Origin of the sequence: Neobacillus phoenicis (genome assembly GCF_047302305.1) — a bacterium.
GTDB lineage: Bacteria > Bacillota > Bacilli > Bacillales > Cytobacillaceae > Neobacillus.
This window is the reverse complement of sequence record NZ_CP154847.1, coordinates 4,516,748-4,541,361: the sequence shown is the minus strand read 5'-3', so window position 1 is coordinate 4,541,361 and position 24,614 is coordinate 4,516,748. Positions and strand designations below refer to the sequence as shown.

28 protein-coding genes are annotated in these 24,614 nt (G+C 37.5%); 17 read left to right on the top strand and 11 right to left on the bottom strand.

Annotated features, from left to right (window positions below):
- The first annotated feature begins 25 nt into the window (after window positions 1-25).
- Window positions 26-1,873 carry an asparagine synthase (glutamine-hydrolyzing) gene (asnB, locus tag AA0X95_RS23255; protein WP_413302119.1) on the top strand — a complete coding sequence of 616 codons (1,848 nt, stop codon included), beginning with the start codon at window positions 26-28 and terminating at the stop codon, window positions 1,871-1,873.
- Between the two features lie 92 nt (window positions 1,874-1,965).
- Window positions 1,966-3,363: an alpha-amylase family glycosyl hydrolase gene (locus AA0X95_RS23250; protein WP_413302116.1), complete on the top strand. Its 1,398-nt coding sequence runs from the start codon at window positions 1,966-1,968 to the stop codon at window positions 3,361-3,363.
- A gap of 35 nt (window positions 3,364-3,398) precedes the next feature.
- On the opposite strand, the gene AA0X95_RS23245 is transcribed toward AA0X95_RS23250, so the two are convergent.
- Both AA0X95_RS23245 and AA0X95_RS23240 read right to left on the bottom strand, forming a co-directional pair.
- Window positions 3,399-4,271: an SDR family oxidoreductase gene (locus AA0X95_RS23245; RefSeq protein WP_413302113.1), complete on the bottom strand. Its 873-nt coding sequence runs from the start codon at window positions 4,269-4,271 to the stop codon at window positions 3,399-3,401.
- 147 nt (window positions 4,272-4,418) lie between these two features.
- Complete coding sequence (locus AA0X95_RS23240) at window positions 4,419-4,910, bottom strand: YajQ family cyclic di-GMP-binding protein (RefSeq protein ID WP_309865891.1); 492 nt, start codon at window positions 4,908-4,910, stop codon at window positions 4,419-4,421.
- Window positions 4,911-5,079: 169 nt separating this feature from the next.
- On the opposite strand from AA0X95_RS23240, the gene AA0X95_RS23235 reads away from it, so the two are divergent.
- Together AA0X95_RS23235 and AA0X95_RS23230 are read left to right on the top strand one after the other, a co-directional pair.
- A complete protein-coding gene (locus AA0X95_RS23235) occupies window positions 5,080-5,943 on the top strand; it encodes a S1 RNA-binding domain-containing protein (RefSeq protein ID WP_413302110.1) in 864 nt (287 codons plus the stop codon).
- Between the two features lie 73 nt (window positions 5,944-6,016).
- Window positions 6,017-6,148, top strand: a complete 132-nt coding sequence (locus AA0X95_RS23230) for a DUF3941 domain-containing protein (protein WP_081810752.1) — start codon at window positions 6,017-6,019, stop codon at window positions 6,146-6,148.
- 43 nt (window positions 6,149-6,191) lie between these two features.
- On the opposite strand, the gene AA0X95_RS23225 is transcribed toward AA0X95_RS23230, so the two are convergent.
- The gene (locus AA0X95_RS23225) at window positions 6,192-7,049 is read right to left on the bottom strand and encodes a DegV family protein (RefSeq protein WP_413302107.1); all 858 of its coding nucleotides are present in this window, start codon (window positions 7,047-7,049) and stop codon (window positions 6,192-6,194) included.
- A 116-nt stretch (window positions 7,050-7,165) separates the two neighbouring features.
- On the opposite strand from AA0X95_RS23225, the gene AA0X95_RS23220 reads away from it, so the two are divergent.
- Both AA0X95_RS23220 and AA0X95_RS23215 read left to right on the top strand, forming a co-directional pair.
- Entirely contained in the window at window positions 7,166-8,008 is an 843-nt protein-coding gene (locus AA0X95_RS23220; RefSeq protein WP_413302105.1) for a YitT family protein, read from the top strand.
- Between the two features lie 18 nt (window positions 8,009-8,026).
- The gene (locus AA0X95_RS23215; RefSeq protein ID WP_413302102.1) at window positions 8,027-8,815 is read left to right on the top strand and encodes a BsuPI-related putative proteinase inhibitor; all 789 of its coding nucleotides are present in this window, start codon (window positions 8,027-8,029) and stop codon (window positions 8,813-8,815) included.
- Between the two features lie 24 nt (window positions 8,816-8,839).
- On the opposite strand, the gene AA0X95_RS23210 is transcribed toward AA0X95_RS23215, so the two are convergent.
- The 3 genes from AA0X95_RS23210 to AA0X95_RS23200 all read right to left on the bottom strand — a co-directional run bounded on the left by AA0X95_RS23210 (window position 8,840) and on the right by AA0X95_RS23200 (window position 10,104).
- Window positions 8,840-9,025 carry a DUF3813 domain-containing protein gene (locus AA0X95_RS23210; RefSeq protein ID WP_309865881.1) on the bottom strand — a complete coding sequence of 62 codons (186 nt, stop codon included), beginning with the start codon at window positions 9,023-9,025 and terminating at the stop codon, window positions 8,840-8,842.
- A gap of 1 nt (window position 9,026) precedes the next feature.
- The gene (locus tag AA0X95_RS23205) at window positions 9,027-9,179 is read right to left on the bottom strand and encodes a hypothetical protein (RefSeq protein WP_307289495.1); all 153 of its coding nucleotides are present in this window, start codon (window positions 9,177-9,179) and stop codon (window positions 9,027-9,029) included.
- Between the two features lie 109 nt (window positions 9,180-9,288).
- Window positions 9,289-10,104, bottom strand: coding sequence for a Cof-type HAD-IIB family hydrolase (locus tag AA0X95_RS23200; RefSeq protein WP_413302098.1), 816 nt, complete (start codon window positions 10,102-10,104; stop codon window positions 9,289-9,291).
- Between the two features lie 245 nt (window positions 10,105-10,349).
- On the opposite strand from AA0X95_RS23200, the gene AA0X95_RS23195 reads away from it, so the two are divergent.
- Together AA0X95_RS23195 and AA0X95_RS23190 are read left to right on the top strand one after the other, a co-directional pair.
- A complete protein-coding gene (locus tag AA0X95_RS23195) occupies window positions 10,350-10,658 on the top strand; it encodes a metal-sulfur cluster assembly factor (protein ID WP_413302096.1) in 309 nt (102 codons plus the stop codon).
- Between the two features lie 205 nt (window positions 10,659-10,863).
- On the top strand, window positions 10,864-11,991 hold the full coding sequence (locus tag AA0X95_RS23190) for a TIGR04053 family radical SAM/SPASM domain-containing protein (RefSeq protein WP_413302093.1): 1,128 nt from the start codon (window positions 10,864-10,866) through the stop codon (window positions 11,989-11,991).
- A 55-nt stretch (window positions 11,992-12,046) separates the two neighbouring features.
- Here the strand turns inward: AA0X95_RS23190 and AA0X95_RS23185 are convergent, their stop codons facing one another.
- Window positions 12,047-12,745 (bottom strand): Crp/Fnr family transcriptional regulator, encoded by a 699-nt coding sequence (locus AA0X95_RS23185; RefSeq protein WP_413302090.1) that lies wholly within the window; start codon window positions 12,743-12,745, stop codon window positions 12,047-12,049.
- Between the two features lie 311 nt (window positions 12,746-13,056).
- Between AA0X95_RS23185 and moaA the strand changes: the two genes are divergently transcribed.
- The gene (gene moaA, locus AA0X95_RS23180) at window positions 13,057-14,073 is read left to right on the top strand and encodes a GTP 3',8-cyclase MoaA (protein ID WP_413302087.1); all 1,017 of its coding nucleotides are present in this window, start codon (window positions 13,057-13,059) and stop codon (window positions 14,071-14,073) included.
- A 110-nt stretch (window positions 14,074-14,183) separates the two neighbouring features.
- Here moaA and ric read toward each other — a convergent pair whose 3' ends face one another.
- Complete coding sequence (gene ric / locus AA0X95_RS23175; RefSeq protein ID WP_413302085.1) at window positions 14,184-14,879, bottom strand: iron-sulfur cluster repair di-iron protein; 696 nt, start codon at window positions 14,877-14,879, stop codon at window positions 14,184-14,186.
- 239 nt (window positions 14,880-15,118) lie between these two features.
- On the opposite strand from ric, the gene glp reads away from it, so the two are divergent.
- Window positions 15,119-16,384: a gephyrin-like molybdotransferase Glp gene (gene glp / locus AA0X95_RS23170; RefSeq protein WP_413302083.1), complete on the top strand. Its 1,266-nt coding sequence runs from the start codon at window positions 15,119-15,121 to the stop codon at window positions 16,382-16,384.
- The gene (mobB, locus tag AA0X95_RS23165) at window positions 16,372-16,914 is read left to right on the top strand and encodes a molybdopterin-guanine dinucleotide biosynthesis protein B (RefSeq protein WP_413302081.1); all 543 of its coding nucleotides are present in this window, start codon (window positions 16,372-16,374) and stop codon (window positions 16,912-16,914) included. The genes glp and mobB overlap by 13 nt, the downstream gene beginning before the upstream one ends.
- A gap of 33 nt (window positions 16,915-16,947) precedes the next feature.
- Here mobB and AA0X95_RS23160 read toward each other — a convergent pair whose 3' ends face one another.
- On the bottom strand, window positions 16,948-17,640 hold the full coding sequence (locus AA0X95_RS23160) for a Crp/Fnr family transcriptional regulator (protein ID WP_413302079.1): 693 nt from the start codon (window positions 17,638-17,640) through the stop codon (window positions 16,948-16,950).
- 271 nt (window positions 17,641-17,911) lie between these two features.
- Here AA0X95_RS23160 and AA0X95_RS23155 point away from each other — a divergent pair, with 271 nt between their 5' ends.
- Together AA0X95_RS23155 and clpB are read left to right on the top strand one after the other, a co-directional pair.
- Window positions 17,912-18,091 (top strand): YjzC family protein, encoded by a 180-nt coding sequence (locus AA0X95_RS23155; RefSeq protein ID WP_413302076.1) that lies wholly within the window; start codon window positions 17,912-17,914, stop codon window positions 18,089-18,091.
- A 120-nt stretch (window positions 18,092-18,211) separates the two neighbouring features.
- Entirely contained in the window at window positions 18,212-20,812 is a 2,601-nt protein-coding gene (clpB, locus tag AA0X95_RS23150) for an ATP-dependent chaperone ClpB (RefSeq protein WP_413302073.1), read from the top strand.
- Between the two features lie 83 nt (window positions 20,813-20,895).
- On the opposite strand, the gene AA0X95_RS23145 is transcribed toward clpB, so the two are convergent.
- Complete coding sequence (locus AA0X95_RS23145; RefSeq protein WP_413302070.1) at window positions 20,896-21,078, bottom strand: YjzD family protein; 183 nt, start codon at window positions 21,076-21,078, stop codon at window positions 20,896-20,898.
- 171 nt (window positions 21,079-21,249) lie between these two features.
- On the opposite strand from AA0X95_RS23145, the gene AA0X95_RS23140 reads away from it, so the two are divergent.
- The 4 genes from AA0X95_RS23140 to AA0X95_RS23125 all read left to right on the top strand — a co-directional run bounded on the left by AA0X95_RS23140 (window position 21,250) and on the right by AA0X95_RS23125 (window position 24,204).
- Window positions 21,250-21,972 (top strand): hydrolase, encoded by a 723-nt coding sequence (locus AA0X95_RS23140; protein WP_413302068.1) that lies wholly within the window; start codon window positions 21,250-21,252, stop codon window positions 21,970-21,972.
- A 79-nt stretch (window positions 21,973-22,051) separates the two neighbouring features.
- Window positions 22,052-22,888: a hypothetical protein gene (locus tag AA0X95_RS23135; RefSeq protein ID WP_413302066.1), complete on the top strand. Its 837-nt coding sequence runs from the start codon at window positions 22,052-22,054 to the stop codon at window positions 22,886-22,888.
- 146 nt (window positions 22,889-23,034) lie between these two features.
- The gene (locus AA0X95_RS23130; protein WP_413302063.1) at window positions 23,035-23,982 is read left to right on the top strand and encodes a BMP family ABC transporter substrate-binding protein; all 948 of its coding nucleotides are present in this window, start codon (window positions 23,035-23,037) and stop codon (window positions 23,980-23,982) included.
- A gap of 21 nt (window positions 23,983-24,003) precedes the next feature.
- A complete protein-coding gene (locus AA0X95_RS23125) occupies window positions 24,004-24,204 on the top strand; it encodes a ComZ family protein (protein WP_413302060.1) in 201 nt (66 codons plus the stop codon).
- 31 nt (window positions 24,205-24,235) lie between these two features.
- Here the strand turns inward: AA0X95_RS23125 and AA0X95_RS23120 are convergent, their stop codons facing one another.
- Entirely contained in the window at window positions 24,236-24,478 is a 243-nt protein-coding gene (locus tag AA0X95_RS23120) for a hypothetical protein (RefSeq protein ID WP_413302057.1), read from the bottom strand.
- Between the last annotated feature and the right edge of the window lie 136 nt (window positions 24,479-24,614).

Below are 24,614 nucleotides of genomic sequence, written 5' to 3'. Positions count from 1 at the left end.
ATCTGAAAGTAGGGAAGTGAAATAAATGTGCGGAATCTCGGGGTGGATAGATTTTGACAAAGCAATTAAGAACGAAACCGAAACCCTTAAGAAAATGGTCAATACATTAGAAAGAAGAGGACCTGATGAAACTAACATCTGGTATGATACGCATGTTGGATTTGGGCATAAACGATTAATTGTTGTCGACCCTGAGGGGGGAAGACAGCCAATGACAAAACAAAAAGACGGTTTTAATTACACCATTTGTTACAATGGGGAATTATACAATACTGAAGATATCCGCAAAATACTCCATACTAAAGGATATTCCTTTAATGGTCATTCTGATACAGAAGTACTGTTAACAGCCTATATAGAATGGGCAGAAGAGTGCGTAAATTATTTAAATGGGATATACGCCTTTGCCGTTTGGGACTCAAAAAGGGAACTACTGTTTATTGGACGAGATCGTTTAGGGGTAAAACCGTTATTCTATAAAGAACATAAAAAAGGAATTGTTTTTGCTTCAGAGATTAAAGCGCTACTCGCCCATCCTGAAATTAAAACAGAAATTGACCATGAAGGACTGGCAGAGGTCTTTGGTGCAGGGCCGTCAAGATCACCAGGATCGGGTATATTTAAAGGCATTAAAGAGTTGAGACCGGCACATGCTTTAACCTTTTCCAGGAATGGGTTAAAAATATGGCGTTATTGGAATGTAAAGAGTGCCGAACATAAGGAAAATGCAGAGGAAACCGCTGAAAAAGTCCGTTATTTGGTTACCGATGCCGTCACAAGACAATTAGTATCAGATGTGCCGTTGTGTACTTTTTTATCAGGCGGTCTTGATTCAAGTATTATAACCGCTATTGCTGCAAAGGGGTTTGAGGATCAAGGAAAAGGGCAGCTTCATACTTATTCAATTGATTACGAGGGTAATGACCAATACTTCTCTTCGAATGAATTCCAGCCGGAAGCGGATGGGAAATTCATTCAAATGATGACCGATCATTTTGGCACCAAGCATAATAATAAGACAATAACTCAAGCACAATTAGTAAATGATTTATTAGAAGCGACTCACGTGAAAGACCTTCCGGGAATGGCAGACGTCGACTCCTCATTACTTTGGTTCTGCAAAGAAATCAAAAATGATTTTGTTGTTAGTTTATCAGGAGAATGTGCGGATGAAATTTTTGGGGGGTACCCATGGTTCCATCGTCAACAGGACTTAGAGCGACCGGGTTTCCCATGGATGCGATCTGTCCATGAGCGGCAAGCACTACTGCAGCCTGAGTGGCAGAAAAGACTAAAGTTAGATGAATATTGCTTGGAGCAATATAAACAGGCGATTGCTGAAACACCTAAACTAGATGGTGAAAGTTTAGAAGAATCAAAGAGAAGAGAATTATTTTATATTAATATGACTTGGTTTATGACAACACTCCTTGATCGCAAAGATCGGATGAGTATGGGGGCTAGTCTAGAGGTTAGGGTTCCTTTTGCTGATCATCGCCTCGTCGAGTATGTTTGGAATATCCCTTGGGATTTAAAAATGTATCGCGGCAGGGAAAAAGGCATTCTCAGAAAAGCATTTGAAGGAATTATTCCTGAGGAGGTCCTTTACCGAAAGAAAAGTCCTTATCCAAAGACACACAATCCTGAATATACAATGGCCATTCAGAAATGGATGGAAAAAATCCTCCAAGATAAATCTTCCGTTCTACATGAATTCTTCCAAAAAGACCAGTTAGAAGGGATTGTACGTTCGGGAGGTAAATCCTTTCAGGAGCCATGGTTTGGTCAGTTGATGACAGGTCCACAATTATTGGCCTACCTTGTGCAGCTTCATACATGGTTTAAGGATTACAATATTAACATAGTAAATTAACTTTACATTTGGAATAAAGACCACGTTGGATTAAAATAGTGTAGGGAAGAGGAGAGCCTCTTCCCTTATATAGGGAGGTTAGGTAAAAATATATGAAAAAAACGATACTCATGTTAATTACTTTCTTATTATTTTCTTCGTTACCTGCACAGGCCGCTGTAAAAAAAGAAAACAGATTATGGCAGGATGAATCATTTTATTCCATTATGATTGATCGATTCAACAATGGAGATATAACCAATGATGTGGATGTAAATGCTAAAGACCCGTTAGCCTATCATGGCGGTGATTTTCAAGGGATTATTGATCGACTAGATTACATACATGATATGGGATTTACGGCCATACGTTTAACCCCTATCTTTGATAATACGAAAAATGGGTACCATGGCTACTCAGTAACTGACTACTACAAGACGGACGAGCACTTTGGTACTATAAAGAAATTTCAGGAGCTTGTAAAAGAAGCGCATAAGCGGAAAATGAAGGTAGTTATTGATTTTGTTACAACCAACGAAGCTACAAACCATTCTGTTGACGAGGCTTACTTAATTGATGCTGCAAAATGGTGGATTAACAAGACCAATATTGATGGATTTAGTTTACCAGAAGTGAACCAAACAAAATTAAGTTTTTGGAATGATTTTTCAAAACAAATCAAAAATACGAAAAAGAATTTTTTCTTGCTTGGTGTACTTTCCCAAGGTACTACTGCTGATCAAAAGGAATACGAACAAGCTGGAATTGACAGTCTGTTAGATTACTCCAATCTTGCAAATATAAGAAAAGCGTTTGCCACTACTGATGAATCCCTCAGCCCGCTTTATGTAGATGCTGACAAAGGACAACCATCCTTTACACGAGCATCATTTATGGATAATGAGTATACAACGCGGTTTACTACTGACATTGTTGAAAAGAGACAATTTCCTGGTTCACGTTGGAAAACAGCATTGACTTATTTATATACTACGCCTGGAATCCCCTTCATTTATTATGGGACAGAGATTGCTCTAATTGGTGGGGAAATTCCGGATAACCGCAGGCAGATGAATTTTCGAGCGGATAAGGACCTTATTGATTATATAACGAAAATAGGTGAATTAAGAAATCAACTCCCATCATTAACTAGAGGCAACATGGACATGCTTTATGAGAAAAAGGGAATGATCGTTTATAAACGAACGTATAAAGGCGAAACATCTATAGTTGCAATCAATAATACAAGCAAATCACAAAAAGTCATTTTAACTAAGGAACAGGTGGAAAGCGGTAAAGAACTTAGGGGTTTACTTGGGGGGGACATTGTCCGTAGCCGAGACAATCAGTACATCCTTATACTTGACCGGGATAATTCAGAGGTTTATGTATTAACTGAAAAGAGCGGAGCCAATATTCCGTTGATCGTATCCATGATTATCGTTTACATCCTCGTTTCCATTTTCCTCTTCTTCATCATAAAAAGAAGGAAAACAAAAAAAGCAGAGTAAACGCATTGGGCAGAACCCCAATGCGTTTTTTTATATTAGCCATTTACTACTTTTCCGCCGTTTACATGAATCATTTGGCCACTTACAAATGAAGAGTCATCTGAGGCTAGGAATACATAGCTTGGTGCCAGTTCAAAGGGCTGTCCCGCTCTTTCCATCAAGGTATTGGAGCCGAAAGTGGCAACTTGATCAGCAGGGAAGGTAGATGGTATGAGCGGTGTCCATATCGGTCCAGGGGCAACTCCATTTACACGTATTCCTTGGGGGGCTAGTGATTTAGCCAAGGAACGAGTAAAGGATACAATGGCACCTTTGGTAGCCGAATAATCCAATAATTGTTCATTTCCCTCGTAGGCAGTGATAGACGCTGTATTGATGATGGAGGCTCCTTTTTTAAGATAAGGTAGGGCCATTTTTGTCATATAAAAGCAGGAAAAAATATTGGTTCGAAAAGTTTTTTCAAGTTGGGCCGCAGTAATATTTAGTAGGCTTTGCTGTGGATGCTGTTCGGCTGCGTTGTTCACCAAAATATCGAGTTTACCAAATTGCTCTATTGTTTGATTAACGATCTCTTTACAATGGTCTTCTTCCCCAATATCGCCAGAAAAAAGGAGACAACGGCGTCCCTCAGCCTCAATCAGCTGCTTTGTTTCTTCTGCGTCCTGGTGTTCATTTAAATATGCGATCGTAACATTTGCACCTTCTTTAGCAAAATAAATAGCCACTGCTTTGCCGATGCCACTGTCGCCACCAGTAATAATCGCAGTTTTTCCTGCTAATTTGCCTCCTGCTTTATAATTTGGATCGGCAAACTTCGGTCGTGGATTCATTTCACTTTCTATTCCTGGTTGATGGTTCTGATGTTGTGGGGGAAAGGTCTGTTTTTGTTGATTTGGTTTATTACTCATTTGTATTACCTCCATGATTGATTTATCTTGTTATTCTTTGGACAAATAGAGAAATTATGAACCAAAATTAAAAAGACGAGAAGGATGGGATCCTTTTCGTCTTATTTACACTACTTATAACAAAATTAAACATTTGTGTTATATTCACTACCTATAGTTTATAAACTGTACATCTACAGTAAGATCTGCTTCACGTACCAAGGAAATGATTTTTTGTAAATCATCACGGTTTTTGCCACTGACACGTACTTGGTCGTCTTGTACCTGACTTTTTACTTTTACACCACTGTTTTTAATGATGGTATTAATTTTTTTTGCATTTTCTTTATCAATTCCTTGGACAAGCTTGGCTCTTTGACGCACGGTCCCACCCGATGCTTTTTCTATCTTCCCGTAATCAAGGTTTCTAACGGGGATTCCGCGTTTAATCAATTTTCCAAGTAATACATCCTTTAATTGATCCAGTTTATACTCATCATCAGAAATGAGGACAAGTTCTTCCTTGTCCAGACTCACTTCACTCTTACTCCCTTTGAAATCATAACGTGTACTTATTTCTTTCATTGTTTGGGTGATGGCATTGGTGACTTCAGAAAAATCAACTTTGGATACAATATCAAATGAGCTATCTTTAGACATAAACAAACCTCCATGTATTTTATTGTATGTAGAAACAATACCTGCTAGAGTTTCCCTTTATGGGTACATTATAGTAAAATATAGCAGTTCAAACAACTTTATAAAAAAAGCAGCATGAGCTACAAAACTTAAATGAAATTAAAACGCTTCGAAGGAAAGGAACGTTAATATGTCAATAAATGAACTAATTGGCCAAACAACCACCTTAACTGTTGCAAGAAGAGCAGCATTTGGCTATTTTTTAACCGACGGAAATGAAGATGTGTTACTGCATATAAATCAGGCTAATCAGGAATTAGAAGAAGGGGATGAAGTAGAAGTTTTTTTATATGTGGATTCAGAAGGCCGAGTCTCTGCTTCAACAACCATCCCTGATATAGCTGTCGGCCGCTATGGTTGGGTTAAGGTAACAGATACGAACCCGAGAATAGGTGTCTTTTTAAATATTGGACTTCCAAAGGACCTTTTGCTTGGTATAGATGATCTGCCAGTCCATAAGTCTGTCTGGCCAAAAGTTGGCGATTTAGTTTATATCACAATAAAAGTAAGCAGCAATAATCTCCTTTATGCAAAGCTTGCCACTGACCAGGTTATTGAATCCATTTCTGTAAAAGCAACTAGAGAACAGTTCAATAAAAATGTTCAGGGGCATATATACCGGACTGCTAAGGTTGGCAGCTGGATTTATACGTTAGAAGGATTTAAAGGATTTATTCATGAATCACAAAGACCACAAGAGCCTCGTTTAGGCGAAAAAGTGGAGGGACGGATCATCGATGTGAAGGAAGATGGCACGGTGAATGTGTCCTTACTTGCGAGGAAAGAAGAATCTCAGGATAATGATGCAGATCGAATTTATGATTACCTCCTCGGCAGAAACGGAGCTATGCCTTATAATGATAAAAGTACGCCTGAGGATATCCAAGACCGTTTCAACTTAAGCAAGGGTGCATTTAAACGGGCACTCGGCAAACTAATGAAAGACGGTAAGGTATATCAAGAAGGTAGCTGGACGTATGTAAAAAAAGATTAACTCAGATTACATACTCTATTTCGTAATGACAGACAATAATGACTGACAAAGGAATTACGAAAGGAGTAATTACATGCCACACACATCTGATAATGATAAAAAAGCACAAGATAATAACGCATTGAGACATGAGAAAAATATGATGCGCGAAAAAAATCGCCAGGCAGGTAAAAATCAATATTCTAAAAAGACTGACCATAAATAAGTTAAAAACCAGAGCAGAAAATTGCTCTGGTTTTTTTACTTATTTATGATAGTTGGTTTAAAAAGAAAATAGATATGGTTCCTGCACCTGTATGTGCACCTATAGCTGAACCAATGCTAGTGATATAAACCTCTTTTGGACGAAACTCTTCCTCGATCAATTCTCGCATTTCTTGAGCCAAATCCTCATTATCCGCATGACTAATGCCAATGGTTTGTTCCCCCATATTGGATCCACGTTCATTCATGATTTCAATAATGCGACGTAGTACTTTCTTTTTACCTCTAATTTTTTCGATTGGAATGAGCTTGCCATCCTCAACATTTAAAATCGGTTTAATATTTAATAGTCCGCCAAGGAAGGCTGATGCCTTAGATACTCGGCCGCCCTTTGCTAAATAATCTAAATCCTCAACGGTGAAGAGATGCTCCATATGCTGACTTCTAAAACGCACATCGTTTAAAATATCCTCTTTGCTTGCATTGTTCATCGCTAGCTTGGCTGCTTCTTTGACAATTAGTCCAATCCCAAGGGATGCACATTTAGTATCAACGATGGTTAAATTAAAGTTTGGATATTTTTCCTTCACTTGGTCAAGAATCATAACAGCGGTTGAATAAGTTCCTGATAGCTCAGAAGAAAAGGCTATGTATATTCCATCTTCATTTCTTTCAGCCATTTGTGTGAAAACTTCTTCAAACAAAAGGGGAGAGGTTTGAGATGTTTTAGGTGTAGAACCATTTCTGATTGCGTCATAGACCGTTTTTGGATCAATATTTTTAACATCTTCGTATTCTTCTCCATTTAAATGGACCTTTAATGGGAGAAGTGTGACATTATTTTCCTCATAAAAACTTTTAGGTAAATCGCATGCGCTATCTGCTAGTATTTTTACCTGCATGAAGCTCACCTGCTTTCAAGCGTTATTTTAGTTTCAGTTTATCGGTTTCGCCTAAAAAATACAATTATGTAATTTTAAAATGGTTGACAAACAAAAAGAATAAAGGGGGACTCTCATTGCTTTGGCAAGAATCGAAAAAAATAGTTATTGTAATCGCGGGTGCATTATTAAATGCACTGGCAATGAATTTATTTCTTATTCCGGCTAATGTTTATTCAAGCGGATTTACAGGAATCGCTCAATTACTTTCTAAGGTGCTAAGTGATTATACACCTATTCATATCTCCATGGGTATTTTATTGCTTTTATTAAATATCCCAGTAGCCATTCTAGGATGGAGAAAAGTAGGAAAATCATTTACTGTTTACAGCTTTTTAAGTGTGCTAATGTCCTCCTTTTTTTTAACCATCGTACCTATTAAACAAGTATCCCAGGATATTTTACTTAACGCCGTATTTGGTGGGGTTATTTTAGCAGTAGGTGTAGGGATTACTTTAAAGTGGGGAGCATCAACAGGTGGTGTGGATATCATCGCAATGGTTTTATCACGAATGAAGGATAAGCCGGTGGGTCCGTACATGTTTGTCTTAAATGGGATCATCATTGTAACGGCGGGCTTCCTCTTCGGGTGGGAAAAAGCCCTGTATACGCTAGTTACTTTATATACCTCAACAAGAGTCATTGATGCCATTCATACAAGACATGCGAAACTCACGGCGATGATTATAACAAAAAAAGCAGAAGAGTTGAAGAAGGCTATCCATGGGTCATTAGTTAGGGGAATCACAATGATCCCAGCAAAAGGAGCGTTTTCAAATGAAACAAGGGATCTGCTAATGATCGTTATTACTCGGTATGAGCTTTATGATTTAGAACGAATTATCAAAGAAGTAGATCCAAATGCCTTTACAAATATTATCCAGACCACAGGAGTATATGGTTTTTTTCGGAGAGAATAAAGGAAAAAGGAGACCAACATGCGAATACTACTTTGTGTTATTACATTACTTTTCCCAACTTTGCAAAAAACAGTTATAAACGGGGTGAACGAACTGGATTATCGTTTTTATGTCATTCCGACTGCGGGATCAGAAAGGGTAGATTTTGAAATAGTCGTAGAAAACACTGGGGAAATACCGCTTCACTTCGAATTTCCAACTTCTCAATTGGTTGAAATAACGATTGCAGACCAATCAGGTAAGGAGGTATATGTCTATTCAAAAGGGCGATATTTTTTGCAGGCATTTCAGACGGTTACTATAGAGCCGCATCAAACCTTTAGACGAGTGGAAAAATGGAATTATCAATTTAAGGGTGGCCGCGTTCCTCCTGGTGAGTATACGGTTCATACCACATTCCGTCCTATTAGGATAAATGACCAACCCATCACAAATCGAACCAAACTAAGCAATATTCAAAAATTCTATATTCCAGAAGAAAACAATGTCTTTCGTCAGGTAAAGGTGTCAGGCACCAAAGGAAATTATGTTGTCACTGGAGAGGCAAATGTAAGTAACCGTGAATTATATTATTCAGTTGAAGATGGCCATACGGAATTTATCCCTGAAACAAAGCTTTTAGTTTCTTCTGATAAGGGGGAGTGGAGACCTTTTAAGCTAGAGGTCCATCTTCCGAATGAAAAGCTTCCTGCCAGTGGTTCCTTGTTGTTAAACCTTTATGAAAAGAGCCAGGACGGAAAATCCACACATTTCTATCCTGCGATACTTGAACAATTTCATCATGAAAAAAACAGAGACACCGATTAAAGGTGTCTCTGTTTTTTTGTGCAGCTATCTGATCTGTTCAAGCTCTTGTTGCATTTGTTGGAGCTGTGCCTGTTCTGCAACTGTCGAGTTTGCATAAGCAGAACTTAGAGCATTCTTTGCTTTTGCTACAGCAGAATCATACTCAGCTGGGTTGGCGGATTTCGCCATTTCAACAAATCTCCGTGCTTCCTGGAACAATTGGTTTCCCATGTTATATTCCTCCAAGCGAGGATTCATGCACATTGGCCATTTTCTGAGCTTCTGCTTCAGCGTAGGTCATGTGATAAGGGATACGTTCATCATGTTTGCTGACAGTATCCACTCCTTGCTGGACAAAGCGTTTTGATTTGTTACGTTTACCCATTCGAATCCCTCCAATATGCTCAAGCTTTGATTGAAACAGCACCGCTGCCTCAAAAATAGTATGCTCAAATAGGAGACTGTTCATTTAGGAAAACAATGGCGTTTGTAAATTATAATTTTAAATTTAACAAATCTGCCAAATATTGACCGACTCCATCGTCTTCGTTACTTAGGGTGACATCATTGGCAATGTTTTTTACTTGATCGATGGCATTACCCATTGCAATACCACGGCCAGCATATTCAAGCATTTCAAGATCATTATCCTCGTCTCCGAAGGCAATGATTCTTTCTGCAGGAATACCAAAGTACTCTGAAGCCTTCTTCAGCCCTACTGCCTTATTTAATCCGATTTTAATTATTTCAATAACATGCCATGGCGCTGCCCAACTGCGGTGATCAATCACTTCTGCATGAACATCGGATAAGTGCTGTCTAATCGTTTTTAATTGATCTTCTTCTGTATGGATTAACATACTGGTAGGGGAATCTTGTAAGTACTCAGCAAGGTCACCCGTAGTTATCTTTGGATTACCGAAGCTAAAAATGTCTAAAAGCTTTTCATCATGATAGTGAAAATAAACGTCATCAATTACTTCTGCAATGATGTTATGGAAATGGAAGCTTCTGCAAGCTTCGACAATGTCTTTTGCGACCTTAACATCAAGCGGTTCATGATAAAATCCCCAATTAGGATTCCTAGGATGATGCATAAATGCTCCGTTAAAATTAACAATGGGCGTGTCCAAATTTAACTCACGATAATACATTTCACTTGAACGAAAAGGGCGGCCAGTTGCAATCATAACGATATGACCTTCGTCCCTTGCTTTACTTATAATTTCCTTCGTTTTTAAAGAGATAGTTTTATCATCTTTAAGTAATGTTCCATCTAAATCTAATGCGATTAAATGTCTCTCTGCCATATGGACTCCTTTATATTATGAATTGTTAAAAAAGTGCATACTTTTAGTAAAAAAATGAACTGCATGATACACTACATTTAATAAGTTTTAAAAACAATGGACTGGTTATTTCTATATTTACTATGTTAACAATTATATATCCAAACTGTAAAAAATTTCACACCAAGATTGGGTGAAAACCGATATACTTTTTATAAATAAGTAAATACTGTTATAAATCGTACCATTTAAAGGAGCGGAAGGAAATGAATGAGGATTTAAGAGAGAATATTATGGGTGCACTCGAGTTAGTTATTGACCCAGAACTGGGTTTAGACATCGTTAATTTAGGATTAGTATATAAAACAGAAATGGATGATGAGGGAAAGGTCACAATAGATATGACCTTAACTTCAATGGGCTGCCCTTTGGCTGGAACCATCGTTGATCAAGTAAAAAGAGCACTTGCAGATATTCCTGAAGTCAAGGATGTAGAAGTAAATATTGTTTGGAATCCGCCTTGGAATAAAGAAATGATGTCACGCTATGCGAAAATTGCTTTAGGCATCCGTTAAGAGTAATGCATAAAAGTAACTATATAATCACCTTCGAAAAACAGTGGAATTGAGATCTGCTGTTTTTTTCTTTTCTCATTCACAAAACGTCCATATATATCTTTAAGTCTGTGAGATAGTTCACTTTTTTCGACTATAAACACCTTTATAATACAGAGTATTAAGGCTGTTTGAGTTGAAATAGCCGTTTTAGGGGGCGTTTCATATGGCTTTTAGCCGAGATTTTAATAAAGATCCATTTATCGTTATTTGGGAACTTACACGTGCATGTCAGTTAAAATGTTTGCACTGTCGTGCCGAAGCACAATATAGAAGAGATCCTCGTGAGCTTTCCTTTGAGGAAGGCAAACAGTTAATTGATCAAATATATGAAATGAATAATCCAATGCTCGTCTTTACGGGGGGAGATCCCTTAATGAGGGAGGATGTTTTTGACATTGCTAAATATGCAGTGGAAAAAGGCGTACGTGTCTCAATGACGCCAAGTGCTACTCCTAACGTTACGAAAGAAGCCATTGAAAAAGCAAAAGATGTCGGGCTGTCTCGCTGGGCATTTAGTATTGATGGGCCAACAGCAGAGGTACATGACCATTTTCGCGGAACGGCTGGTTCCTTCGATCTTACGATGGAAAGAATTAAATATCTTCATGAGTTGGAGATCCCTATTCAAATCAACACCGTAATATCTCGCTATAATATAGATTATCTTGATGAAATGGCAAAAATGGTTGAAGAGCTAAACTGTGTTTTATGGAGTGTATTCTTCTTGGTGCCAACAGGAAGAGGCCAAGAATCAGATATGATCTCTCCAGTTGAACATGAGAGAGTGTTCAGATGGCTTTATGATTTAAGTAAACGCGTTTCTTTTGATATAAAAACTACAGCAGCACAGCATTATCGTCGGGTGGTTATTCAACAAAAGATGCGTGAGGCTAAGGAACAAGCAGCAGAAATAGATTATTTAAGTGCTTTAACAGAGCAGGGCTTAACAGGCTCCATTGATGGTTTAGGTCGAGCACCAAAAGGCGTAAATGATGGAAATGGTTTTGTCTTCATATCGCATATTGGCGATGTCTACCCAAGTGGACTTTTACCAGTTAAAGCAGGGAATGTAAGGGAGCAGCCATTAGCAGAAATTTACCGTGAGTCACCTATTTTCAAATCACTACGGAATCCTGATTTATATAAAGGAAAATGTGGGGTTTGTGAATTCCGCCATGTATGTGGTGGTTCAAGGTCAAGGGCCTATGCTATGACGGGGGATTATCTTGAAAGTGAGCCGTTCTGTGTATATATTCCAAAAGCATTAAGAGAAAAACAGGTTCAAAAATAATAGGGTGAATATAAAGAGGCTGACCATAAAAGTCAGCCTCTTGAATCAATAACAGCTATTCAATATTGCAATATACGGCAGAACAATTTTCGCAGCCGATTTCGTCTTTTAAATATTGAAGATCTAAAATAGATATTTTACCACGCTTTATAGAAATAATATTATCTTTCTTTAAGTCACTAAGGATCCGATTGGTACTTTCTCGAGAAGTCCCACAGAAATTGGCGAGCTCTTGATTAGTTAGAGGTAGGTCAATTAAGATTACATTATCTTTCTGAATACCGTAGCTATTAGACATACGAATTAATGTTGAAAAGAGCGCGCCGCGTTTTCCATTTAATACAAGATCACGAAATTTTGTTTGTGTTTTTCGGAAGTGATCGCTCATCCACTTCATAAATTCAAAAGCCAACTTACTATTTTGAAAAATTTCACTTTCAATCACTTCTTTTTTTATGGCTACAATTTCTCCTTCTTCAAGTACCTTCGCACTTAATAAGTACCTTGGATTATCTGTAAAGAGTGTCAATTCACCACAAATATCATTTGCACCGCAAATTCTTAAAGATAGTTCACGTCCATCTGTTGTTATTTTGCTGATTTGAACTTTTCCGGAGATGATAATGTAAAGTTCATCTGCTTTCATCCCTTCCTGAAATAAGAAGCTTCCTCTTTCACTTCTAAATTTCCGATCAGCAAATCGAAGTAATTCTTTTATCTCTATGGAATGAGTAGGTTTCATTGTAGTTGTCATCCGTTTCACCTCAAGAACATATTTTTATACCTGTCAATTTTTATTAAGGATTCATTAGTATCATTCTATCCCATGATTAAGCAATAAATTGGGGTAAACAATGACAATATAGTGAAAACTCATGCAGATTTTTTTTCTAAACGATGTCAGGCTCGGATATTTCCAAAAACAATCATTTCTTCATCATTAAACATCTGTTAAGATAAGAATTATATTAAAAGTATATTTATAGTGAATAAAGTAACAGCTTTCAATCCAAAAGACTGCTACACTTATAAGTAAATTGCTTCCTTAAATGGAGTTGATACCGAATGGAAAAAACCATTATAAAAGATAAATTTAACAGACCATTACGTGATTTAAGAATATCCGTCATTGACCGTTGTAATTTTCGCTGCCAATACTGTATGCCAGCAGATCAATTTGGGCCCGATTTTGAATTTCTTCCTAAGACAGCGTTGCTTACCTACGAGGAAATTGAACGTCTTGCTAAGATTTTTGTTAGCTTAGGTGTTGAAAAAATCCGTTTAACAGGCGGAGAACCACTTCTCCGAAGAGATATGCCTATACTTGTTGAAAAGTTATCAGCTATTGAAGGGTTAAGTGACATCGGGTTGACTACAAACGGCGTCCTGCTTCCAAAATTAGCGATGGACTTAAAAAAGGCTGGTTTAAAAAGGGTCAATGTTAGTCTTGATACCTTGAATGATGAGTTGTTCGGCGAAATAAATGGACGAGGTGTTGGGACTGGCCCGGTTTTAGAAGGGATTGAAGCAGCTAAACAAGCAGGTCTAGGTGTCAAAATCAACATGGTAGTTAAAAAGGGACTGAACGATTCAGAGATTATTCCAATGGCAGAATACTGCAAAAACAATGGATTGGAATTACGTTATATTGAGTTTATGGATGTAGGCTCTACAAATGGGTGGAAAATGGACGACGTTGTTACCAAGAAGGAAATGTACTATTTACTAAAAGAGCATTTTGAGCTAGAGGCAGTTGACCCCGCATATTTCGGGGAAGTAGCCAAGCTTTATCGTTATAAGGATACGAACGGTAACGTAGGATTCATTACATCCGTTTCTGAATCATTTTGTTCCAGCTGCACACGTTCACGACTTTCAGCCAATGGTCAAATATTTACATGCCTATTCAATGGGAATGGCCATGATATTCGAAATTTCATGCGTAATGGTGCTAGTGATGAAGAAATCCGTAATAGAGTAACGGCTATTTGGAATGGGCGGGAAGATCGATATTCGGATGAAAGAACGGCGGAGACAACGAAGAACCGCAAAAAGATTGAGATGTCTTATATTGGAGGATAGTCTTCCAACTATATTAAAGAAATGAAAAACTCTCTTAGTAAATAAGAGGGTTTTTCATTGTACAAAAAAGAGGCTGTCTCGACATCTGTCTGAGACAGCCTCTTAGATAATTATAGGTAGCGTGGGAATAAGATATTATTTTCTAAGTGTACATGCATGAAGGTTAGTCCCTCTAGTGCTTCCAAACGAGCATAGACTAAGCGGTACGTACCACAAGCATCTAATGGAAGCGTATAATCAGATGTCACTGCCCGGATTTCTCTCAGAATTTCACCTGCATGATCATGTTCTTTTTCAAGTTCAACAATCATTTGGATGGCTTCTTCACGGTTTTCCACTGTGCCATCCGCAAGTTGCTTAATTAATGGGAAGACTACAGCTTCTTCCTTTTTCATATGCTCAATCAATTCCTTTTTAAATTCATAAAAAAGCTCATACACCTTTAAAAGTTCTGGGTGATTATCACCATGTACGCGAGAGACCTTTGTTACATAAGGACTTAGCATAGTTAGTTCTTCATCAGAAACACGGTGATAATTAGTGATGACGTGGTCAATAATTGTATTAGAATCGGAATCAGTCCAAACCTCTACATTTTTCTCTTCGTTTTCATATTTTGTGAATACTTCCTTTAATTCTGTAAGTAAATGATCGGTATTGAGGCCATTTTGGGCGGCTGCTTCAGACAACGGAATATTTCCACCACAGCAGAAATCAATACGGTTTTTCTTAAACACATCACTTGTTTTTGGTAATTCGTTTACAATATCTTTAACTAATGAATTAGATGTAAATGGGAAAGTCATAAAAAATCCTCCTTAAAATTTGAATCTGTTTGTTTTCTTGATATAAGCATAATGGAATTAGAGTGGAAACTAGGTGACCTAAATCACACATTCAATATGATTTTTTGTTTTTTTAAGGTAAGATTTATCCAATTTGTGATATTTGATATATTAGCAAGGTTTCTATAGGCTTATAATGTATAGTAGTTCATATATTGTACATAAATTTAAACTACCCGTTTTAGGCAGGAGTGAGAAGGATGTTAGAAAGAAGAAACCCTATCCCAATAGGAGAAGCGGTTAAAAAGATCATGGAATTCCAATTACATGGTGCGACGGAGCACATATCCATAAATGATAGCTATGGCCGTTTTTTATCGGAAGATTTAATTGCAACCAGTGATGTGCCTCATTTTGACAGGGCGCCATATGATGGCTTTGCTGTTAGATCTATTGATACGATTCAGGCTTCTCAATCCAATCCTCTAGAATTTGAAGTAGTAGATCATATTGGAGCCGGGATGGTTTCAACCAAAGTTGTTGGTCAAAATCAGGCTGTTCGAATTATGACCGGGGCTATGATGCCTGAGGGAACCGATGCAGTTGTTATGTTTGAGTTAGCGAAGGATTATGAAAAGAATGGAATTCCATTCATGGCTATTAAGCGTCCATTTAAGAAGGGGGATAATGTTTCCTTCATAGGGGAAGATGCGAAACAAGGCGAAGTCCTTGTTAAAAAAGGGACACTCATCAACCCGGGGATTCAAGCCATGCTTGCGACTTTCGGTTATCAAAATGTACCAGTAGCTAAAAAGCCAGTTGTTGGTCTATTTGCGACGGGTACAGAGTTATTAGAAGTGTATGAAGAATTAGTTCCTGGGAAAATTCGTAATAGTAATTCACACATGATTTGTGCACAGATTGAAAGAGCAGGTGGAATTGTCCAATACTTTGGTAAATTGCCCGATGAATTTGATACCTGCTTTGATGCAGTTAAGGATGCATTAGATAAAGTAGACGTTCTTATAACAACTGGAGGAGTATCTGTAGGAGATTTTGATTACCTTCCGGCTATTTATGAAAAACTAGGAGCAGAAGTGTTGTTTAATAAGGTGGCTATGCGGCCGGGGAGTGTAACTACGGTTGCTCGATATAAAGATAAGATTTTATTTGGGCTTTCTGGTAATCCTTCAGCCTGTTACGTTGGATTTGAACTGTTTGCGCGCCCAATCCTTCGGAGAATGTTATTTTCGGAAAAACCGCATTTGCGGAAAGAATTGGCTGTACTTGAAGTAGACTTTCCTAAAGCCAATCCATTTACAAGGTTTGTACGAAGTTCAACATTCATAGAAGAAGGCAGACTAAAATCTACACCGAGCGGTCTTGACAAATCTAACATTATTATGAGCTTAGCTGGCGCCAATTCATTAATGATTCTGCCAGGTGGAACAAGAGGTTTTACAGCAGGCTGTGAAGTAGAAGTCCTTTTATTGGAGGATCAATCAGGTAGTGAGTGGCCTTGGTAAATCCTGTTGTTTTTCAAATTGTAGGGTTTCAAAATAGTGGCAAAACTACTTTTACATTAAAGTTGCTGGAACAATTAAAAAAAGATCACTTACAGACAGTAACCATTAAGCATCATGGACATGGCGGTAAGCCCGATGCACCTATGTCAAAGGATACAGGCAAACATCTAATCTCGGGTGCACTTGCTTCCATTGTAGAAGGAGGAGGAAGGCTACTTCTTCAAGCAGAAGCCATCGTTTGCAATCTTGATGATCAAGTAGAGCTTATGAAATTCTTTAAGCCAGATGTCATACTAGTTGAAGGATATAAGCAAGAGCATTATCCCAAGCTATTAGTAGTAAGAGAAACCTCAGACCTTCAACTAATCGGAAAAGTGAACAATATATTAGCGGTGATTTCTTGGAATAATGAAATAAAGGAACTGGTGAAAGAAAAGTGGGCTGGTCCATCCTTTTTAATCAGCGAGGAAATGGCTATTCGGTGGACTATCCAATATATTCAGGAAAAGGTACAAAAAAAATCGGTCTGAGTGGACCGTTTTTTTTGTACAATATAATCTTGCTTAATCCACCTTACATATTTCAATAGGACAATCCTCGCAATCGATTTCCCTTTTTAAATAATCTATATCATGAATAGTAATTATTCCTTTATCAATTGAAATCATATTTGTTCTTCTTAAATCACTAAGAAGCCGATTTACCACTTCACGAGAGGTCCCACAGAAATTAGCTAATTCTTGATTTGTTAAAGGAAGTTCCACTAAGATTCCTTTATTTGTTTTTATACCATAACTATTACTTATTCGAATTAAGGTTGAATACAATGCTCCTTTTTTTCCGTGAAGTACTAAATCTCGAAATTTAGTTTGGGTTTTCCGATATTGTTGACTCATCCATTGGATAAACTCAAAGGAAAGTGGAAGATCTTGTGAGAGCTTTTCCTCAAGTGTTTCTTTCTTAATAACAGCTACTTCTCCACTTTCAACTACACGTGCACTTAATAAAAATTTTGAAGTTGGAGAGAATAAATTTAACTCCCCTACAAGTTCGCCATTTGAGCACATTCTTAGAGTTAATTCTCTACCGTCAGGAATAATTTTACTAATTTGCAGGATTCCACTTCGAACAATATATAATTCATCTGCGTTTGATCCTTCTTGAAAAAGAAAGGTACCTTTTTCGATCTTTCTAATATGGTGAACCGTATCAAAGAGATGGGAGAGTGTTACGGGTATTTCTTTTACTGACTGCATACAAATAACCACCTTTAAAGGTTCAAATAACCGTTTCATAATAAAAGCACAGTCAAATTATATAAGGATATTTTTACTATAATTATATTGTTAACAAAGAATATTTAGCAATAAATGTACAATAAATTCATACAATCGTCATATTTTAAAAAGCTTTCATAATATTTCTTAGGAAATAATGTCGAACTTTGTGAAAACTTGCAGTAAATTCCTTTAATGGCCTTTAACGAAAAGGAAATAATAAAACTGTAGACGACAAGGAGGGAAGAAAATGGGACAAAATCACCAGTTTAAATCAGGAAAAAAAGCACCGAATAATGGAATTTACATTGAGGTGGGCGACACAGGAAGCACTGTCAACAACCCCAAAAAAATAAAGCTTAAAGCTGGAGACCGTTTTCCAGAAACGTCCAATGATGAACGTGTATGGACCTACCAAAGAAAACCTTAATGTATCATGAAAAGTCATCCAAACGGGTGGCTTTTCTATTGCGGAAAATTTTACTTCTTTTAGAGAAATGTTTTATAATTATATTAAGGTCAAAAATGGTCAAATAAAGGAGTGAGATGTATGGACTTAAACCGAATGACAGAACGTTTACAAAAAGGATTAATGGATGCACAATCTTTAGCTGTTAAAAATAATCATCAAGAGGTGGATGAACCCCATTTATTCTTGGCGTTAATGGATCAGGAGGATAGTCTCATTGTATCTATCCTTGAAAGGACCGGTTTGTCCGTTGAGAAGGTTCAAAGAAAATGGAGAGAGTCAATATCTAAAAAACCTCAGGTCACTGGAAGTGGCGTTGAACAAGGGAAATTATATATAACAGCAAAGCTGCAAAAGTTGATCGTTAGAGCTGAAGAATTTGCAGCTAAATTTGGTGATGAGTATATATCGGTTGAACACATAATGTTGGCAGCATGCTATGCAAATGATTCTGAAATGAAAAAAATTCTACAATCATTAGGAGAAGAGCCAGGTACTGTATTAAAGGCGATAAAAGAGATAAGGGGGAACCAGAGAGTGACTTCGCAAAATCCGGAAGCAGGATATGATGCACTAAAGAAATATGGAAGAGACCTAGTTGCTGAGGTCAGAGCAGGGAAACTAGATCCAGTAATCGGAAGGGACACAGAAATTCGTAATGTCATCAGGATTTTATCGAGAAAAACAAAAAATAATCCTGTTTTAATTGGCGAACCAGGGGTAGGTAAAACAGCTATAGTTGAAGGGTTAGCCCAGCGCATTGTCCGAAAGGATGTACCGGAAGGTCTAAAAGACAAAACAATCTTTTCTTTAGATATGAGTGCGCTAATTGCCGGTGCTAAATTTAGGGGGGAATTTGAAGAAAGGTTAAAAGCTGTGTTAAATGAAATCAAAAAAAGCGAAGGGCGAATCCTGCTTTTTATAGATGAAATTCATACTATTGTAGGGGCAGGCAAGACCGAAGGGGCAATGGATGCAGGTAATATGTTAAAACCAATGCTTGCTCGAGGGGAACTTCATTGTATAGGTGCCACTACCCTTGATGAACACCGAAAATATATCGAAAAGGATCCAGCACTTGAACGGAGATTCCAGCAGGTTCTCGTGCAAGAACCAAATGTTGAAGATACGATTTCCATTTTAAGAGGTTTAAAGGAAAGGTTCGAAGTTCACCATGGGGTGAAAATCCATGATCATGCACTTGTAGCTGCTGCGACGTTGTCAGATCGGTATATTACAGATCGGTTTTTACCAGATAAGGCTATTGACCTTGTAGACGAAGCCTGTGCCTTAATTCGAACGGAAATTGATTCAATGCCTACCGAACTTGATGAGGTCACACGGCGGGTTATGCAATTGGAAATCGAGGAAGCGGCATTAAGAAAAGAAAGTGATGAAGGCAGTAAAGTTAGACTGGAAACACTTCAAAAGGAATTGGCCGACTTAAAAGAGCAAGCGAATACAAAGAAAGCAAAGTGGCTTCAAGAAAAGCAAGGTATTCAGAAATTACAGGAGAAAAGGGAACAACTTGAAAAACTTAGGAGGGAGCTCCAACAGGCAGAAGATCAATATGATTTAAACCGTGCAGCCGAGCTTCGCCATGGACAAATTCCCTTAGCAGAAAAAGAACTGAAAGAGTTAGAGCAAGCCATCGTAAAAGATGATCGTCTGCTTCGTGAAGAGGTAACGGGGGAAGAAATTTCAAATATAGTATCCAGATGGACAGGGATTCCACTTTCTAAACTGGTTGAGGGAGAAAGAGAAAAGCTGTTAAAATTGGAGTCTATATTACATGAAAGAGTCATTGGACAAGCAGAAGCAGTCAACTTAGTGGCTGATGCTGTACTTAGAGCACGGGCGGGAATTAAAGACCCTAATCGACCAATTGGATCGTTCTTATTTTTAGGTCCTACAGGTGTAGGAAAAACAGAACTTGCAAAGGCATTGGCTGAATCGTTATTTGACAGCGAGGAACATATTATCCGTATTGATATGTCGGAATACATGGAGAAACATGCAGTTTCACGTTTAATCGGTGCACCTCCTGGCTATATAGGGTATGAAGAAGGCGGACAATTGACAGAAGCTGTGAGAAGGCGACCTTATTCCGTGATCTTGATGGACGAAATTGAAAAGGCTCATCCAGAGGTATTCAATATTCTCTTGCAAGCACTAGATGATGGACGAATAACTGATTCACAAGGCCGGGTAGTGGACTTTAAGAATACAGTGATTATTATGACCTCCAATATTGGATCACATTTTTTACTGGACCGAAGAGATAATGAAATGGGTATTTCGGAGGATACAAGAAACAATGTGATGAACCAACTAAGAGCGCATTTCCGTCCTGAATTTTTAAATAGAATTGATGAAACCATTCTTTTTAAACCTCTGTCATTAGGAGAAATTAAAAATATTGTGGTCAAAATGATGAAGGAACTCCAAAAGAGGGTAAGGCAGCAGCATATTGAAATTTCGATTCGAGAGGATGCAAAAGAATTTATTGCTGAGAATGGTTTTGATCCTATATATGGTGCAAGACCATTAAAACGGTATATACAAAGGAATATTGAAACGAAACTCGCTCGTGAAATAATAGCTGGGCATGTACATGAACATTCATCAGTGGAAATTGTCATTGAAAATGGGGAAGTAAGTTTAAAGGTTCGTGAGCTTTAATGGCTAAAAAGTAAAAAGAGACTGACTCTAAAGTTTAAGGAGTCAGCCTCTTTTTTTACATTCCCAAACGGACGGTTTGCTTATTAGTGTTTCTCAACTGGTTCATTTGGAATAACTGCAGAAACAACGAAAATTAGAATCGTAACGACAACTGCAGCAATAGAACCAGTAGCAAAGTCAAAACTTACTCCTGACATAGAGCTAATAACATATGTAAGCATCTGTACTAAAAGAAATGACCAGAAAAATGTCCAAAAATATTGCACAATTATTCACCTCATACTTATTTTACATCATCATTTATATTACCATACAGAATCAAAAAAATATAGAAAAATCAGCTTTTTGTTTTTCAGGTAAAAATGGGCAAACTCCCTTTCATCTTTTGTGAAATAGCATACAATACCTTGAGGAAATATGTAAAAGGAGATTTATCAATGGAACATCGAAATTTTCTTATGGATACCCAATGGAACATCATTCATTACCCTGAAAAGCCCACAGGATTTGGGATCTTAATTATTGGAGATGAAAGGCATTTTGTGGATGAAAATAAATGCTTCTGGACACAAAATGAAGGAAAGCTAGCTATTATCAATGAACTAAAAGAAAAAGGGTACACCATTTTTTCCTCAAATCTTTATGGGCGAAACTGGGGGAGCGAAAGTGCTGTCGAGCTTGCTCAAAGGTTATATCACCATGTAATCCGTAACGAGATCATTAACAATAAAGTTCATATCTTGGCAGAAGGAATGGGTGCACTTGTGGCTCTTCGATTAATGGAAAAAATGAAAGACAGTATTCGATCGATTATCCTGCTTAATCCAATCCTATCCTTAAAGCATCATCTTGAACTCGAAAAAGAGCATAAGTTCTTTTATAAAAAACTGATGAGAGAATTAGCTGCCGCATATCATTTGGACCAGAAAGAAGTGGAAGGTAAGATTAATAGTCTAGAAGACTCTATTCATCTTGAAGAGAACTGTCCAATAAAAATCATTCAAATTTTATCAGGCGGGAAATCATATTCCCAGTCAAAATTGTACCAGCAGATGACCAGCACTTTTGAAATTAATCCCACTTTTATTCTTCCTGAAAAAAAACCGCAGCTAGGAAAAATAATCATTAAGTTTTTCAACAGTCATGAAAATGTCCTTTAATACTCGCTTCTCCCCAAAAGAAATAATTCCTTATTAAGAAGCATAGGATTCAATAAGGATAATTGGGGAGGAAGCGTTAATGGACAAGGCTATTATATTTGGTATATATGATTTTGTAAGCTTTCATACAAGCCAAACCCTTTTAAACCAGGGGATCGAAGTGGTGGGCATTACTTTTGAGGATAAAGACGAAATTCCATTCTATGAGGAGAAAAGACTCGAGGTAGGTCGAAATGCAAACTTTAGCGAGCAATCCTTCTCTAAGTGGGAAAAGGAGAGAGAACTGGAAAAGTCAAAAACCGTACTTGTCTTTTCAATCTATGACCTATACATGATGAATAAAGAAACCCGCTTCTTAAAGAAAAGCGTTATGAAACCGATCGTGAACTATATTGAGAAAAATAATAAAAATATCGAAATCGTTTGTTTGCTCCCAATTCAAGAGCTAGGTTCAAGTAATGAAAGACAATTAGGGAGTTTTTTAGAACAGATTAGTCGTATAGCTGAAAGCATGCATGTTTTTTATCTGCCGGCCATCTATGGCCCTTGGCAGCCAGAGACATTCCTTTTTCAACAATCCATCCTTTCAAAAATACAAAGGATAGAAATACAAAAAGGTGATCGAGAATGGACAAAGGATATTCTTTTTGTTTGTGATGCAGTAGAATCTATCTTTGAACTGGTAGCATCAGAGAAGTCAGGTAAATATGTGTTACAAAGTGGCAAAAAAGAATACTGGTCTAAGTGCGCTTCGTACCTTCAAATTGATGAAAGCCTTTCTATACAGGACGTATCAGAGCCAGTAAAAATTGAAAACCAAATGGTAACTGTACCTGTTCGACACATTACTCCAATCGCTGATTCTATAACCCAGCAAGTAGAGCATGTTCGTCGTTTATATCAGGGTAATTTATAAAAAGGAAAAATGTGTCTTTTCATTTTATAGTACAAAGAGTAGAATTAAGGGAAAAACGGTCCTTTCACATAGCATAATGTTCACAATATGAGAAAGATAAAAGAATTCGTTGTAGATATGGCCGATGTATTAAGGAGTTGCATGGAATGCTAAAGCGTTTCGGAGTCATTCTTTTATGTCTTCTTTTACTTGGAGCTTGCGGGGAAACAAAGTCTACAGGAAAATTGCAAAAGGTAGGCTTGCTAGTTCCTGAGACGGTAAATGATCAAGTATGGGGAACAAAGGGATTTAAAGGTATGTTAAAAATACAATCAAAATTTAACGTTGATGTATTTTATAAAGAAGGGATGAATTCGGAGGCCGTAGTTAAACGTGCGGTTGAAGAATTTGACCAAAAAGGGGTTAACTTAATTTTTGGTCATGGAGCAGAATACGCTGAGTACTTTAATAAAATCTCTAAAGACTATCCCAAGATTCATTTTGTCAGCTTTAATGGAGATGCAAAGAATTCAAATACAACTAGCCTTAACTTTAAAGCGCATGCAATGGGCTTTTTTGGAGGGATGGTTGCTGCCCATATGTCTAAACAACATAAAGTGGGAGTGTTGGCCGCATATGAGTGGCAACCAGAAATTGAAGGGTTTTACCAGGGAGCTCTAGCTGAAAATAATCAAACCCATGTGAGCATAGAATATGTCGGAAATTGGGATGATGAAACTAAGGCGCTCCAATTAGTTGATCGTATGTTAGCAAATGGTGTTGATGTGGTGTACCCTGCAGGGGATGGTTATAACGTTCCGGTTATTGAAAGAGTGAAGGAACAAGGTCTTTATGTAATCGGCTACGTATCAGACCAGTCTGACTTGGGAGAATCCACCGTTTTAACAAGTACGATTCAACAGGTTGATAAGTTATATGAAAAAGTGGCAGATCAATACAATAAAGGTGAACTAGAATCAGGAAATCTTTCCTTTGACTTTCAAGATAACGTCATCTCACTTGGAAAGTACAGCCCTTTAGTTAAGAAAGAGTTCATCCAGAAAATGAACAAGCACATTGATGATTACAAGGAAACAGGCAAATTGCCTAAATAATATTTTTAAAAGGAGTACATAATGAACAATCAAGATCACACATTACAATTTATGCAAATCGCGATGAAGTATTTACCAGAGGCAAAAGAACAATTGGATCAGGCTGGGGTAGAATTATCGATGGAATTAATCCAACCATTTATGAACCTATTTACTAAAGTAATGGAAGAGGCATATGAATTAGGAAGAGAAAGTGCTCTAAATGAATTGAAACAATCATAATGCTGAAAGGCTGACCCTTTATGAGTCAGCCTTATTTTTTTTTCCATAATTGTTCGATATATGGATATACTTTTTGAAATAAGGGTTTAAATCCCTTCATAGATTCCATTAATGTATCAATATTGTTCATTAGTTCTTCATAATCAATCGTAGACTGCTGACGAGGAGATTCCTGTGTCTGATGGTCCCGACTAGGTTGTTGTCTACCGGGGCCAAACATTAAACTAGTAAAACGGTCTGACTCTTTTCGCTCATCGTGCTTCCGTTCTTCCATACTTGCATCCTCCTTTTTATTTCCTATTTATTTTAGAATATGACCAAACAAATAAAAGGAATGTACATTAGCGGAGAATATAGAAGAAGAAACAGTTGCTTAAAATGGGGTCTATTTGATAAAATTAGTACCAAGT

Bases quoted from the DNA above. Each gene is read 5' to 3' on its own strand.
- asnB (WP_413302119.1), top strand. From the start codon at position 26: ATGTGCGGAATCTCGGGGTGGATAGATTTTGACAAAGCAATTAAGAAC.
- AA0X95_RS23250 (WP_413302116.1), top strand. From the start codon at position 1,966: ATGAAAAAAACGATACTCATGTTAATTACTTTCTTATTATTTTCTTCG.
- AA0X95_RS23245 (WP_413302113.1), bottom strand. From the start codon at position 4,271: ATGAGTAATAAACCAAATCAACAAAAACAGACCTTTCCCCCACAACAT.
- AA0X95_RS23240 (WP_309865891.1), bottom strand. From the start codon at position 4,910: ATGTCTAAAGATAGCTCATTTGATATTGTATCCAAAGTTGATTTTTCT.
- AA0X95_RS23235 (WP_413302110.1), top strand. From the start codon at position 5,080: ATGTCAATAAATGAACTAATTGGCCAAACAACCACCTTAACTGTTGCA.
- AA0X95_RS23230 (WP_081810752.1), top strand. From the start codon at position 6,017: ATGCCACACACATCTGATAATGATAAAAAAGCACAAGATAATAACGCA.
- AA0X95_RS23225 (WP_413302107.1), bottom strand. From the start codon at position 7,049: ATGCAGGTAAAAATACTAGCAGATAGCGCATGCGATTTACCTAAAAGT.
- AA0X95_RS23215 (WP_413302102.1), top strand. From the start codon at position 8,027: ATGCGAATACTACTTTGTGTTATTACATTACTTTTCCCAACTTTGCAA.
- AA0X95_RS23210 (WP_309865881.1), bottom strand. From the start codon at position 9,025: ATGGGAAACCAATTGTTCCAGGAAGCACGGAGATTTGTTGAAATGGCG.
- AA0X95_RS23205 (WP_307289495.1), bottom strand. From the start codon at position 9,179: ATGGGTAAACGTAACAAATCAAAACGCTTTGTCCAGCAAGGAGTGGAT.
- AA0X95_RS23200 (WP_413302098.1), bottom strand. From the start codon at position 10,104: ATGGCAGAGAGACATTTAATCGCATTAGATTTAGATGGAACATTACTT.
- AA0X95_RS23195 (WP_413302096.1), top strand. From the start codon at position 10,350: ATGAATGAGGATTTAAGAGAGAATATTATGGGTGCACTCGAGTTAGTT.
- AA0X95_RS23190 (WP_413302093.1), top strand. From the start codon at position 10,864: ATGGCTTTTAGCCGAGATTTTAATAAAGATCCATTTATCGTTATTTGG.
- AA0X95_RS23185 (WP_413302090.1), bottom strand. From the start codon at position 12,745: ATGACAACTACAATGAAACCTACTCATTCCATAGAGATAAAAGAATTA.
- moaA (WP_413302087.1), top strand. From the start codon at position 13,057: ATGGAAAAAACCATTATAAAAGATAAATTTAACAGACCATTACGTGAT.
- ric (WP_413302085.1), bottom strand. From the start codon at position 14,879: ATGACTTTCCCATTTACATCTAATTCATTAGTTAAAGATATTGTAAAC.
- glp (WP_413302083.1), top strand. From the start codon at position 15,119: ATGTTAGAAAGAAGAAACCCTATCCCAATAGGAGAAGCGGTTAAAAAG.
- AA0X95_RS23160 (WP_413302079.1), bottom strand. From the start codon at position 17,640: ATGCAGTCAGTAAAAGAAATACCCGTAACACTCTCCCATCTCTTTGAT.
- AA0X95_RS23155 (WP_413302076.1), top strand. From the start codon at position 17,912: ATGGGACAAAATCACCAGTTTAAATCAGGAAAAAAAGCACCGAATAAT.
- clpB (WP_413302073.1), top strand. From the start codon at position 18,212: ATGGACTTAAACCGAATGACAGAACGTTTACAAAAAGGATTAATGGAT.
- AA0X95_RS23140 (WP_413302068.1), top strand. From the start codon at position 21,250: ATGGAACATCGAAATTTTCTTATGGATACCCAATGGAACATCATTCAT.
- AA0X95_RS23135 (WP_413302066.1), top strand. From the start codon at position 22,052: ATGGACAAGGCTATTATATTTGGTATATATGATTTTGTAAGCTTTCAT.
- AA0X95_RS23130 (WP_413302063.1), top strand. From the start codon at position 23,035: ATGCTAAAGCGTTTCGGAGTCATTCTTTTATGTCTTCTTTTACTTGGA.
- AA0X95_RS23125 (WP_413302060.1), top strand. From the start codon at position 24,004: ATGAACAATCAAGATCACACATTACAATTTATGCAAATCGCGATGAAG.
- AA0X95_RS23120 (WP_413302057.1), bottom strand. From the start codon at position 24,478: ATGGAAGAACGGAAGCACGATGAGCGAAAAGAGTCAGACCGTTTTACT.